This is a genomic window from Variovorax sp. ISS6, assembly GCF_056523145.1.
This window is the reverse complement of sequence record NZ_JAWRZC010000002.1, coordinates 248,574-262,713: the sequence shown is the minus strand read 5'-3', so window position 1 is coordinate 262,713 and position 14,140 is coordinate 248,574. Positions and strand designations below refer to the sequence as shown.

At 67.9% G+C, this 14,140-nt stretch carries 1 protein-coding gene (running past one end of the window); it reads left to right on the top strand.

All coding sequences use genetic code 11. The annotated features are described in order from the left end of the window. Window positions 1–14,140: the end of an Ig-like domain-containing protein gene (locus tag AC1HIL_RS33040; RefSeq protein WP_479669096.1), read on the top strand. Its footprint begins 34,589 nt before the window's first position; only the last 14,140 of its 48,729 coding nucleotides appear in the window; its start codon lies beyond the left edge, outside the window; its stop codon occupies window positions 14,138–14,140.

Genomic DNA, 14,140 nt, shown 5'->3' with positions numbered 1-14,140 from the left:
GCCGATCAACACGCTGCTCTCGAGCATCCCGGTCCTCGCCAACGACAGCGACGTCGATGGCGACCCGCTGACGGTCACCAGCGCCACGCTGAACAACCCGGCGCAGGGCTCGGTCAGCATCAACGCCGACGGCACGCTGAACTTCACCCCGGCCAGCAACGTCACGGGCGCGGTCGTCATCAGCTACACCGTGAGCGACGGCAAGGGCGGCACCGCGACGGCCACGCTGACCGTCAACGTCGGCACCAACACGCCGCCGAACAGTGCCGATGCGACCCTCTCCGGCACGGAAGACACGCCGCTCGTGCTCACGAGCGCGAACTTCGCCTTCACCGATGCCGATGCGGGCCAGACCCTGGCCAATGTGCGCATCGACACGCTCCCTGCGAACGGCACGCTGCTGCTCGATGGCGTGGCCGTCACCGCCGGCCAGGTGATCTCGGCGGCGGACATCGCCGCCGGGCGCCTGAGCTTCGTGCCCGGTACCGACGGCAACGGCACGGGCTACGCGAGCTTCACTTTCTCGGTGCAGGACTCGGCCGGCGCCTTCGACACGACGCCGAACCGCATCACCATCGACATCGCTGCGGTCAACGACGCGCCGGTGGCCGCGCCGGACACGGTGGCCGCCGTCGAAGACACGCCGCTGAGCATCCCGGTGGGCAGCCTGCTGGGCAACGACACCGACGCCGATGGCGACACGCTGGTCATCATCAGCGTGCAGGACGGCATCAACGGCACGGTGGCGCTGATCGGCGGCAACGTGGTGTTCACGCCGAATGCCAACTACAACGGCCCGGCCAGCTTCACCTACACGGTGAGCGACGGCAAGGGCGGCAGCTCGACCACGACGGTGACGGTCAATGTCGCCGCGGTCAACGACGCGCCGGTGGCCGGCAACGACATCGCGAGCACGCCGATCAACACGCCGCTGACGAACATCCCGGTGCTGGCGAACGACAGCGATGTCGATGGCGACAGCCTCACCGTGACCAGCGCCACGCTGAACAACCCGGCGCAGGGCACGGTGACGGTCAACACCGACGGCACGCTGAACTTCACGCCCGCCAGCAACGTGACGGGCCCCGTGGTCATCAGCTACACCGTGAGCGACGGCAAGGGCGGCACCGCCACGGCCACGTTGACCGTCAATGTCGGCGGCAACACGCCGCCCGACAGCGCCGATGCCACCATCGGCGGCAGCGAAGACACCGCGGTGATCCTGAATCCGTCGAACTTCGCTTTCAGCGACGCGGACTCGGGCCAGACCCTGGCGAACGTCCAGATCGACACGCTGCCGGCCAACGGCACCTTGCTGCTCGATGGCGTGGCCGTGAGCGCAGGCCAGGTGATCTCCTCCGCCGACATCGCCGCGGGCCGGCTGAGCTTCGTGCCCGCGGCCAATGGCAACGGCACGGGCTACGCGAGCTTCACCTTCTCGGTGCAGGACTCGGGCGGGGCCTTCGACGCCACGCCGAACCGGATCACTTTCGACATCGCGCCGGTCAACGATGCGCCTTTGGGCAACCCCGACACCGTCAATGCGGTGGAGGACACGCCGCTGAGCATTCCGGTCGGCACGCTGCTGGGCAACGACACCGATGTGGACGGCGATCCGCTCACCATCGTGAGCGTGCAGGACGCGACCAATGGCACGGTCAGCCTGGTCAATGGCAACGTGGTGTTCACGCCGGCTGCCAACTACAATGGGCCGGCCAGCTTCACGTACACCGTGAGCGATGGGCAGGGCGGCTCGTCGACCGTGACGGTCACGGTGAACGTCGGGGCCGTCAACGACGCGCCAGTGGCTGGCGACGACATCGCGAGCACGCCGATCAACACGCCGCTGACCAATATCCCGGTGCTGGCGAACGACAGCGATGTTGATGGCGACAGCCTCACTGTCACCGCCGCCACGCTGAACAATCCGGCGCAGGGCACGGTCACGGTCAATGCCGACGGCACGCTGAACTTCACACCCGCGGCCAATGTGACCGGTCCCGTCGTCATCAGCTATACGGTGAGCGACGGCAAGGGTGGTGTGGATACGGCGACGCTGACGGTGAATGTCGGCACCAATACCCCGCCGAACAGCGCCGATGCGACGATCTCGGGCACCGAGGACACGCCGGTCGTTCTGGGCACTGCGAACTTCGCCTTCACGGATTCCGATGCGGGCCAGGCGCTCGCCAATGTGCGCATCGATACGCTGCCGGTCAACGGTACGCTGCTGCTCAATGGCGTGGCCGTCACTGCCGGCCAAGTGATCTCGGCGGCCGACATCGCGGCGAGCAATCTGAGCTTCGTGCCGGGCGCAAACGGCAACGGTACGGGCTACGCGAGCTTCACCTTCTCGGTGCAGGACTCGGGCGGCGCCTTCGACACCACGCCGAACCAGATCACCTTCGACATCGCAGCAGTCAACGACGCGCCGGTGGCGAACCCCGACACCATCGGTGCGGTCGAGGACACCCTGCTGACGATCCCCGTGAGTACGCTGCTCGCGAACGACACCGACGTCGACGGCAACCCGCTGACCCTCGTCAGCGTGCAGGACGCCACCAACGGCACGGTCAGCCTGGTCAATGGCAACGTGGTCTTCACGCCCGCCGCCAACTACAACGGACCGGCCAGCTTCACTTACACCGTGAGCGACGGCCAGGGCGGCACTTCGACGGTCACGGTCACCGTGAATGTCGGCGCCGTGAACGACGCGCCGGTCGCCGGCAACGACATTGCCAGCACGCCGATCAACACCCCGCTGGCCAACATCCCGGTACTGGCCAACGACAGCGATGTCGATGGCGACAACCTCACGGTCACCAGCGCCAGCCTCAACAACCCGGCGCAGGGAACGGTCAGCATCAACGCCGACGGCACGCTGAACTTCAACCCCGCGGCGAACGTGACGGGCCCGGTCGCCATCAGCTACACCGTGAGCGACGGAAAGGGCGGCAGCGCGACCGCCACGCTGACGGTCAATGTCGGCACCAACACGCCGCCCAACAGCGCGGACGCGACGATCTCGGGCACCGAGGACACGCCGGTCGTGCTGGGCACCGCGAACTTCGCCTTCACCGACGCGGATGCGGGCCAGGCGCTGGCGAACGTTCGCATCGACACGCTGCCGACCAATGGCACGCTGCTGATCGATGGCGTGGCGGTCACTACCGGGCAGGTGATCTCGGCTGCGGACATCGCCGCGGGCCGGCTGAGCTTCGTTCCCGCGGCCAACGGCAATGGCACGGCTTATGCCAGCTTCAGCTTCTCGGTGCAGGACTCGGGCGGTGCCTTCGATACCGCGCCAAACCGTATCACCTTCGATATCTCCGCAGTCAACGATGCGCCGGTCGGAACACCCGATACCGTGAATGCGGTCGAAGACACACCGCTGACCATTCCCACGTCGGCATTGCTGGGCAACGACAGCGATGTCGATGGCGATACGCTGACCATCACGAGCGTGCAGGGTGCCGTCAATGGCACGGTCAGCCTGGTGGGCGGCAACGTGGTGTTCACGCCGAACGCAAACTACAACGGCCCGGCCAGCTTCACCTACACGGTGAGCGATGGCAACGGCGGCAGCTCGACGGTGACGGTCACCGTCAATGTCAGCGCGGCCAACGATGCGCCGGTGGGGAACCCCGATACCGTCGATGCGACCGAGGACACGCCGCTGACGATCCCGAGCAGCGTGCTGCTGGGCAACGACACCGACGTGGATGGCGATGCGCTGACCATCGTGAGCGTGCAGGATGCGGTAAACGGCACGGTGAGCCTGGTCGGTGGCAACGTGGTATTCACGCCCGCTGCCAACTACAACGGCCCGGCCAGCTTCACCTACACGGTAAGCGATGGCAATGGCGGCAGCTCGACCGTGACGGTCACGGTCAACGTGGGTGCTGTCAACGACGCGCCGGTGGCTGGCAACGACATCGCGAGCACGCCGATCAACACGCCGCTGGCGAACATTCCGGTGCTCGCGAACGACAGCGACGTCGATGGCGACTCGCTGACGGTCACCAATGCCACGCTGAACAACCCGGCCCAGGGTTCGGTGTCGATCAATGCCGATGGCACCCTGAACTTCACGCCCGCCAGCAACGTGACGGGCGCGGTCGTCATCACCTACACGGTGAGCGACGGCAAGGGTGGCACCGCCACCGCCACGCTGACCGTCAACGTCGGCACCAACACCGCGCCGAACAGCGCCGATGCGACCCTGTCCGGCACCGAGGACACACCAGTCGTCCTGGGCACGGCCACCTTCGCCTTCACCGATGCGGACGCCGGCCAGACCCTGGCGAACGTCCGCATCGACACGCTGCCCACCAACGGCACGCTGCTGCTCGACGGCGTGGCCGTGACGGCCGGCCAGGTGGTCTCGGCGGCCGACATCGCCGCGGGACGGCTGAGCTTCGTACCCGCCGCCAACGGCAACGGCACGGGCTACGCGAGCTTCACCTTCTCGGTGCAGGATTCGGGCGGTGCCTTCGACACCACGCCGAACCGCATCACCTTCGATATCGCGGCCGTCAACGACACGCCGGTCGCTAACCCCGACACCGTCAATGCGGTAGAAGACACGCCACTGAGCATCCCGGTCGGCACGCTGCTGGGCAACGACACCGACGTGGACGGCGACCCGCTCACCATCGTGAGCGTGCAGGACGCGACCAACGGCACGGTGAGCCTGGTGGGCGGCAATGTGGTGTTCACGCCCGCTGCCAACTACAACGGGCCAGCCAGTTTCACGTACACCGTGAGCGATGGGCAGGGCGGCTCGTCGACCGTGACGGTCACGGTGAACGTCGGGGCCGTCAACGACGCGCCGGTGGCTGGCGATGACATCGCGAGCACGCCGATCAATACGCCGCTCACCAACATTCCGGTGCTGGCCAACGACAGCGATGTCGATGGCGACAGCCTCACGGTCACGAGCGCGACGCTGAACAATCCGGCCCAAGGTACGGTCACGGTCAATGCCGACGGCACGTTGAATTTCACACCGGCCAACAACGTGACTGGCCCGGTGGTGATCAGCTACACCGTGAGCGACGGCAAGGGTGGCGTGGACACGGCGACGCTGACGGTCAACGTCGGCACCAATACCCCGCCGAACAGCGCTGACGCGACGATCTCCGGTATCGAGGACACGCCCGTCGTTCTGGGTACCGCGAACTTCGCCTTCACGGATGCGGATTCGGGCCAGGCGCTGGCCAATGTGCGCATCGATACGCTGCCGGTCAACGGCACGTTGCTGCTCAACGGTGTTGCGGTCACTGCCGGCCAGGTGATCTCGGCCGCAGACATCGCCGCAGGCAACCTGAGCTTCGTGCCGGCCGCCAACGGCAATGGCACGAACTACGCGAGCTTCACCTTCTCGGTGCAGGATTCGGGCGGCGCCTTCGACACCACGCCGAACCGCATCAACTTCGACATCGCGCCGGTCAACGATGCACCCGTGGGCAACCCCGACACCGTCAGCGCGGTGGAGGACACGCCGTTGACGATCCCAGTGGGAACACTGCTGGGCAATGACTCCGATGTCGACGGCAACCCGCTGACCATCACCAGCGTGCAGGACGCGACCAATGGCACCGTGAGCCTGGTCGGCGGCAACGTGGTCTTCACGCCCGCTGCCAACTACAACGGCCCGGCCAGCTTCACCTACACGGTGAGCGATGGCCAGGGTGGCACATCGACGGTCACGGTCACCGTGAATGTCGGCGCCGTGAACGACGCGCCGGTCGCGGGCAACGACATCGCGAGCACGCCGATCAACACGCCGCTCTCGAACATCCCGGTGCTGGCCAATGACAGCGATGTCGACGGCGACAGCCTCACGGTCACCAGCGCCACGCTCAACAATCCGGCCCAAGGCACGGTGACCATCAACGCCGACGGCACGCTGAACTTCACGCCCGCCGCCAACGTCACGGGCGCCGTGGTCATCAGCTACACGGTGAGCGACGGCAAGGGAGGGACGGACACCGCCACCCTGACGGTCAACGTCGGCACCAATACGCCGCCCGACAGCGCGGACGCGACGATCTCCGGCACCGAAGACACTCCGGTCGTCCTGACCACGGCCAACTTCGCCTTCACCGACACGGATGCCGGCCAGACGCTCGCGAACGTTCGCATCGACACGCTGCCGGCCAATGGCACGCTGCTGCTCGATGGCGTGGCGGTCACCACGGGGCAGGTGATCTCGGCGGCCGACATCGCCGCGGGCCGGCTGAGCTTCGTGCCGGCCGCCAATGGCAACGGCACGGGCTACGCCAGCTTCAGCTTCTCGGTGCAAGACTCCGGTGGCGCATTCGATGCCACGCCGAACCGCATCAGCTTCGACATCGCGCCGGTCAACGATGCGCCGGTCGGCACGCCCGACACCGTCAACGCGGTCGAGGACACACCGCTGACCATTCCCGCGTCGGCATTGCTGGGCAACGACAGCGATGCCGATGGCGACACGCTGACCATCACGAGCGTGCAGGGCGCGGTCAATGGCACGGTGAGCCTGGTGGGCGGCAACGTGGTGTTCACACCGAATGCCAACTACAACGGCCCGGCCAGCTTCACCTACACGGTGAGCGACGGCAACGGCGGCAGCTCGAACGTGACGGTGACCGTGAACGTCGCGGCGGCCAACGACGCACCCGTGGCCTCACCCGACACGGTCGCCGCGACCGAAGACACGCCGCTGACCATTCCCACCGGGAATCTGCTGGCCAACGACACCGACGTGGACGGCGATGCGCTCACCATCACGAGCGTGCAGGACGCGGTCAACGGCACGGTGAGCCTGGTGGGCAGCAACGTGGTGTTCACGCCGAATGCCAACTACAACGGCCCGGCCAGCTTCACCTACACGGTGAGCGACGGCAAGGGCGGCAGCTCGACCACGACCGTGACGGTCAATGTCGCCGCCGTGAACGACGCACCGGTGGCTGGCGACGACATCGCGAGCACGCCGATCAACACGCCGCTGGCCAATATCCCGGTGCTGGCGAACGACAGCGACGTGGATGGCGACGCGCTCACGGTGACGGGCGCGAGCGTCAATCCGGCGCTCGGCTCGGTCACGGTCAATGCCGACGGCACCTTGAATTTCACGCCGGCCAACAACGTGACGGGACCGGTCGTCATCAGCTACACGGTGAGCGACGGCAAGGGCGGCACGGACACGGCCACGCTGACGGTGAACGTCGGTACGAACACGCCACCCAACAGCGCCGACGCGACGATCTCGGGCACCGAGGACACGCCGCTGGTCCTGACCTCGGCCAACTTCGCGTTCACCGATGCAGATGCGGGCCAGACGCTGGCGAACGTTCGCATCGACACGCTGCCGGCCAATGGCACATTGCTGCTGAATGGCACGGCCGTCACGGCGGGCCAGGTGATCTCGGCGGCCGACATCGCGGCGGGTCGGCTGAGCTTCGTGCCGGCGGCCAATGGCAACGGCACGAACTACGCGAGCTTCACTTTCTCGGTGCAGGACTCGGGTGGCGCCTTCGATACGACGCCGAACCGCATCAGCTTCGACATCGCGCCGGTCAACGATGCGTCGGTGGGCAACCCCGACACCGTCAACGCGGTGGAGGACACGCCGCTGAGCATTCCGGTCGGCACGCTGCTGGGCAACGACACCGATGTGGATGGCGATCCGCTCACCATCGTGAGCGTGCAGGACGCCACCAACGGCAGCGTCAGCCTGGTCGGCGGCAACGTGGTCTTCACCCCGAACGCCAACTACAACGGCCCGGCCAGCTTCAGCTACACGGTGAGCGACGGGCAGGGCGGTACTTCGACGGTCACGGTGACCGTCAATGTCGGTGCGGTCAATGACGCACCCATCGCGGGCAACGACATCGCGAGCACGCCGATCAACACGCCGCTGACCAACATCCCGGTGCTGGCGAACGACAGCGATGTCGATGGCGACAGCCTCACCGTCACCGCCGCCACGCTGAACAACCCGGCGCAGGGAACGGTCAGCATCAATGCCGACGGCACGCTGAGCTTCACGCCGGCCAACAACGTGACGGGCGCGGTGGTCATCAGCTACACGGTGAGCGATGGCAAGGGCGGCACCGCGACTGCCACGCTGACGGTCAACGTGGGGACCAACACGCCGCCGAACAGTGCGGACGTGACCATTGCCGGCACCGAAGACACGCCGGTTGTGCTGGGCACCGCCAACTTCGCGTTCACCGATGCCGATAGTGGCCAGACGCTGGCGAATGTGCGCATCGATACGTTGCCTGCGAACGGCACGCTGCTGCTCGATGGCGTGGCCGTGACGGCCGGCCAGGTCATCTCGGCGGCCGACATTGCGGCCGGTCGCCTGAGCTTCGCTCCGGCCGCCAACGGCAATGGTCCGGCCTACGCCAGCTTCAGCTTCTCGGTGCAGGACTCGGGCGGGGCCTTCGACACCGCGCCCAACACCATCACCTTCGACATCGCCGCGGTCAACGACGCACCGGTCGGCAACCCCGACATGGTGAGCGCGAGCGAGGACGTGCCGCTGACGATCCCGGTGGGCACGCTGCTGGGCAACGACACGGATGTCGACGGCGACGCATTGACGATCGTGAGCGTGCAGGATGCCGTCAACGGGACGGTCACGCTGGCGAACGGCAGCGTGGTCTTCACGCCGAACGCCAACTACAACGGCCCTGCCAGCTTCACCTACACCGTGAGCGACGGAAAGGGTGGCACCTCGACCACGACCGTGACGGTCAATGTCGCCGCCGTGAACGACGCGCCGGTGGCGGGCGACGACCTCGCGAGCACGCCGATCAACACGCCGCTCACGAACATCCCGGTGCTCGCGAACGACAGCGATGTCGACGGAGATCCGCTCACCGTCACCAGCGCCACGGTGGATCCGGCGCGCGGCACGGTCACGGTCAACGCCGATGGCACGCTGAACTTCACGCCTGCTGCCAACGTGACGGGGTCGGTGGTCATCACCTACACGGTGAGCGATGGCAAGGGCGGCACGGACACCGCCACCTTGACGGTCAATGTCGGCACCAACACGCCGCCGAACAGCGCCGATGCGACGATCGCCGGCACCGAAGACACCGCCATCACGCTGACGAGCGCGAACTTCGTGTTCACCGACGCGGACAGCGGCCAGACCCTGGCGAACGTTCGCATCGACACGCTGCCGGCCAACGGCACCTTGCTGCTGAACGGAACGGCCGTGACGGCGGGCCAGGTGATCTCGGCTGCCGACATCGCCGCCGGTCGCCTGAGCTTCGTCCCCGCGGCCAACGGCAACGGCACGAACTACGCGAGCTTCACCTTCTCGGTGCAGGACTCGGGTGGTGCCTTCGACGCCACACCGAACCGGATCACTTTCGACATCGCTCCGGTCAACGATGCGCCGGTGGCGAACCCCGACACCGTCAATGCGGTGGAGGACACGCCGCTGACGATCCCAGTGGGCACGCTGCTCGCGAACGACACCGACGTGGACGGCAATCCGCTGACCATCGTCAGCGTGCAGGACGCCACCAACGGAACGGTCAGTCTGGTCAATGGCAACGTGGTGTTCACGCCGGCCGCCAACTACAACGGTCCGGCCAGCTTCACCTACACAGTGAGCGACGGCCAAGGCGGCACCTCGACGGTCACCGTGACGGTCAACGTCGCGGCGGTCAACGACGCGCCGGTGGCGGGTGACGACATCGCCAGCACGCCGATCAACACGCCGCTCTCGAGCATCCCGGTCCTCGCCAACGACAGCGACGTCGATGGCGACAGCCTCACGGTCACCAGTGCCACGCTGAACAACCCGGCCCAAGGCACGGTGTCGATCAATGCCGACGGCACGCTGAACTTCACCCCGGCCAGCAACGTCACGGGCGCGGTCGTCATCAGCTACACCGTGAGCGACGGCAAGGGCGGCACCGCGACGGCCACGCTGACCGTCAACGTCGGCACCAACACGCCGCCGAACAGTGCCGATGCGACCCTCTCCGGCACGGAAGACACGCCGCTCGTGTTCACGAGCGCGAACTTCGCCTTCACCGACGCGGACGCCGGCCAGACCCTCGCGAACGTCCGCATCGACACACTGCCGACCAACGGCACGCTGCTGTTCAACGGCGTGGCCGTCACCTCGGGCCAGGTGATCTCCGCCGCCGACATCGCCGCGGGCCGCTTGAGCTTCGTGCCCGCGGCCAACGGCAACGGCGCCGCCTACGCGAGCTTCACCTTCTCGGTACAGGACTCCGCCGGCGCCTTCGACGCCACGCCCAACCGCATCACCATCGACATCGCACCGGTCAACGACCTGCCGGTCGCGAACCCCGACGCGCAGACCATTCCCGAGGACACGGTCGCCACGGGCAATGTGCTGGGCAACGACAGCGACGCCGACGACAACACGCTCACGGTGACGCAGTTCGTGGTCGACGGCAGCACCTACACGGCCGGGCAGAGCGCCTCCCTGGCGGGAGTGGGCACGCTGGTCATCAATGCCGACGGCAGCTACGTCTTCACGCCGGCCGCCAACTACAACGGCCCTGTGCCGGTGGCGACCTATACCGTCAGCGACGGCACGGCCACCGCGAGCGCCACGCTCACGCTCGCCGTTTCCCCGGTGGCCGACGGTTTCTCCGACGGCGACGAAAGCGTGAGCACGGCGGAGGACACGCCGATCTCGGGCTCGGTGCTCGCGGGCACCAGCAGTCCCGACGGCACGGTGACGGTCACCGGCTTCAGCGTGGCCGGCGATGCCACGGCCTATGCCGCGGGCCAGACCGCCAGCATCGCGGGCGTGGGCATGCTGAGGATCAACGCCGACGGCAGCTACACCTTCACGCCGGCGGCCAACTACAACGGCCCGGTGCCGGTCGCGACCTATCGCCTGAGCGACGGCAGCAGCACCGACACGTCGACGCTGACCATCGTGGTCACGCCGGTGGACGATCCCTTCACCGACGCCGACGAGAACGTGAGCACGCCCGAGGACACGCCGATCTCCGGCACCGTGCTCGCGGGCACCAGCAGCGTCGACGGCCCGGTGACGGTCACCGGCTTCACGGTGGCGGGCGACGCCACGGCCTATGCCGCGGGCCAGACGGCCAGCATCGCGGGCGTGGGCACGCTGACGATCCGCGCCGACGGCAGCTACACCTTCACCCCGGCGACAAACTACAGCGGCTCGGTGCCGGTCGCCACCTATGCGATGACCGACGGCTCGAGCACCGACAGCTCGACGCTGACGATCACGGTGAGCGGCAGCAACGACGCGCCGGTGGCGAACCCCGACACGAAAACCGTGCCCGAGGACACGCCGGCCACCGGGAACGTGCTGGGCAACGACAGCGATCTCGACGGCGACAGCCTGACGGTGACGGGCTTCACGGTCGGCGGCATCAGCTACACCGCCGGCCAGACGGCCACGCTCGCCGGCGTGGGCACGCTGGCGATCGATGCCGACGGCAGCTACGTCTTCACGCCCGCGGCCAACTACAACGGCCCGGTGCCCGTGGCGACCTACACCGTGAGCGACGGCACCGCCACCGCGAGCGCGACGCTGACCATCGTCGTCACGCCGGTCAACGACGCACCAGTGGCGGGCGACGACCTCGCGAGCACGCCGATCAACACGCCGCTCACGAACATCCCGGTGCTCGCGAACGACAGCGATGTCGACGGAGATCCGCTCACCGTCACCAGCGCCACGGTGGATCCGGCGCGCGGCACGGTCACGGTCAACGCCGATGGCACGCTGAACTTCACGCCTGCTGCCAACGTGACGGGGTCGGTGGTCATCACCTACACGGTGAGCGATGGCAAGGGCGGCACGGACACCGCCACCTTGACGGTCAATGTCGGCACCAACACGCCGCCGAACAGCGCCGATGCGACGATCGCCGGCACCGAAGACACCGCCATCACGCTGACGAGCGCGAACTTCGTGTTCACCGACGCGGACAGCGGCCAGACCCTGGCGAACGTTCGCATCGACACGCTGCCGGCCAACGGCACCTTGCTGCTGAACGGAACGGCCGTGACGGCGGGCCAGGTGATCTCGGCTGCCGACATCGCCGCCGGTCGCCTGAGCTTCGTCCCCGCGGCCAACGGCAACGGCACGAACTACGCGAGCTTCACCTTCTCGGTGCAGGACTCGGGTGGTGCCTTCGACGCCACACCGAACCGGATCACTTTCGACATCGCTCCGGTCAACGATGCGCCGGTGGCGAACCCCGACACCGTCAATGCGGTGGAGGACACGCCGCTGACGATCCCGGCCGCCACCTTGCTGGGCAACGACACCGACGTCGACGGCAACCCGCTGACCATCGTGAGCGTGCAGGATGCGACCAACGGCACGGTCAGCCTCGTCGGCGGCAATGTCGTCTTCACCCCGAACGCCAACTACAACGGCCCGGCCAGCTTCACCTACACCGTGAGCGACGGCCAGGGTGGCACCTCGACGGTCAGCGTGACCGTCAACGTCGCCGCCGTGAACGACGCGCCGGTGGCTGGCAACGACATCGCCAGCACGCCGATCAACACGCCGCTGAACAACATCCCCGTGCTGGCGAACGACAGCGACGTCGATGGCGACAGTCTCACGGTGACCGGCGCCGTGCTGGACAACCCGGCCCTCGGCACGGTCACGGTGAACCCCGACGGCACGCTGAACTTCGTGCCGGCCACCAACCTCAACGGCCCGGTCGTCATCCGCTACACCGTCAGCGACGGCAAGGGCGGCACCGCCACCGCGACCCTGACGGTCAATGTCGGCGCCAACACGCCGCCGGACAGCGTCGACGCGACGATCCGCGGCAGCGAGGACACGGCGCTCGTGCTCACCGGCGCGAACTTCGCGTTCACCGATGCCGATGCGGGCCAGACCCTGGCGAACGTTCGCATCGACACGCTGCCGGTCAATGGCACGCTGCTGCTCGACGGCGTGGCGGTGACGGCGGGCCAGGTGATCTCGGCGGCCGACATCGCGGCCGGCCGGCTGAGCTTCGTGCCCGCGGCCAACGGCAGCGGCACGGCCTACGCGAGCTTCACCTTCTCGGTGCAGGACTCCGCCGGTGCCTTCGACATCACGCCCAACCGCATCACCATCGACATCGCGCCGGTCAACGGCGCACCGGTGGTGCGACCCGACAGCGCCGTCTCGGCTGGCGGCGCGCCGGTCACGATCGACGTGCTGGCCAACGACAGCGACCCCGAGGGCGGCCCGCTCACGGTGCGCGACATCAACGGCGTGCCGATCGCGGTCGGCGGCTCGGTCGCGGTGGACGGCGGCACGGTCACGCTCAATGCCGACGGCACGCTCACCTTCGTGCCGCTGCCGGGCTTCTCGGGCACGCCGAGCTTCTCGTACACCGCGGTCGACCGCGACGGCGCCACCGCCACCGGCACGGTGAGCCTCACGGTCTCGCCGGCCACGCAGCCGCCGGCGCCGCCCCCGCCACCCGTCCCGCCGCTGGCTGAGGTGCCGCCGAGCGTCGGCCAACTGCTCGAGTTCGGCCAGCCCGACTGGCCCGCGGGCTGGGATATCCGTACCGAGTGGGGCTACAAGGCCTACGAGCTCAAGCCGATGGCGGTGCCGCTGCACATCGACGAGGCGGTCAATGCCATCCGTCCGCTCTACGGCATCCAGTTCCTCGACGGCAAGGAACCGCTGCGCATCGCGCTCGAAGGCATCCGCCCGCTCGACGGCATTCCGCGGCTCGACAGCGGAACGCCGATCCTCGACGTGGTCGAGAGCCTGCAGCGCCGCTTCGTGGTGCTCGACCCGGCGCGCGCGATGTTCTCGCGCCAGGGCGACGTGCGGGTGCTCGATGCCGTGCGCCCGGGCCAGGAACTGCTGGTGGGCGACACCGCGGACCGGCCGGACGGTGCGTCGGGCCTCGGCGCGCTCGGCGCCGCGGCTTCGGAAGCCTCGAACGACCCGCGCATCGGCAACGAGCGCACGCCGCCGCAGCGCCTGGCACCGCCGGCGCCGCGCGCGGCCGGGCTGCCGGTGGGCGACGTGGGCGGGCTGCTCTTCAGCGAGCAGATCGCCTTCCACGTCAACCAGTCGGCCACGGAAACGGAGCAACTGGCTGCCGCCCTGCGCGCGCAGCCGGTTGTGGAGATCACCCCTTGA